Here is a 1,019-nt window from a genome sequence, read left to right as displayed (position 1 = left end):
CTGGGCCATCTCCGGGGCCAGCACCATCCGGCCGGCCGCGGCCTGGCGCACCGAATCGACGATGGTGTCCGAGGCGACGTCCTTGAGCAGGTACCCGGCCGCGCCGGCCTCCACGCAGGCCAGGATTTCGGCGTCCTTGTCGAACGTGGTCAGGATCAGCACCTGTGGGGGATCGGGCAGGGCACGCAGCGCCGCGGTGGTTTGCACGCCATTCATCCCCTCGCCCAGGCGCAGGTCGCACAGCACCACGTCGACGGGGCACTGCCGGGCCAGTTCGACGGCCTGCTCGCCGCTGCCGGCCTGGCAGGCGACGGTGATGTCCGGGTAGTTGTCGAACACGGCCTTCAGCCCGGTGCGCACGATCGGGTGGTCGTCGACCAGCATGATGCGGATCATCGGCGCGCTCCTCCCCTTTCCTTTCCTTGGTCAGAGTTCCTTGGTCAGAGTTCCTCGGTCAGGGCCGCAACGGCAGGTAGGCGGACAGCCCGGTGCCGGTGCCCGGGGTGCTTTCCACATCCAGCCCGCCGCCCAGCTCCCGCAGCCGTTCGCGCATCGAGCGCAGCCCGAACCCGCCGTCGCCCAGGTGGGTGGGCGCCTGCTGCCAGCTGTCGGCGTCGAACCCGATTCCGTCGTCGAAAATGTCCAGACGCACCATACCACCGGCCAGCTGCAGCGAGAGCACCACCTGGTTGGCGTGCGCGTGGCGGCGGATGTTGGCCAGCGCCGATTGGGCGACGCGCAGCAGCGCCACCTGCACCGTGGTGTCCAGCGCCGGCACGTCCGGGTCGGCCCGCAGTTCGGTGCGGATCCCGGTTTCCTCGCCCAGCCTTTCCAGCATCCGCCCCAGCGCCCCCGCCAGCGCCTGGTCCTCCAGTTCGGCCGGCGCCAGCGCGGCGATGATCCGGCGCAGGTCCGCCAGCGCCTGGCCGGCCAGCTGCTGCACCCGCTCCAGGGCGTTGACCGCCCCGGCGGCGTCACCCGCGCCGGTGGCGGCCCGGGCGTGCAGCGAGATCGAGGCC

The 1,019-nt window shown here is 71.8% G+C and carries 2 protein-coding genes; both read right to left on the bottom strand.

What is annotated here, in order from left to right; translation table 11 throughout:
- A partial coding sequence (locus tag RCJ92_RS15980; RefSeq protein WP_446755135.1) for a response regulator occupies positions 1 to 396 on the bottom strand: 396 nt, incomplete at its 3' end.
- Positions 397 to 454: 58 nt separating this feature from the next.
- Positions 455 to 1,019: sensor histidine kinase (locus RCJ92_RS15975; protein ID WP_446755134.1), on the bottom strand; the 565-nt coding region annotated here is incomplete at its 5' end.

This window comes from Glutamicibacter sp. BSL13 (genome assembly GCF_052928425.1).
This window is presented reverse-complemented; position numbering and strand designations above follow the sequence as displayed.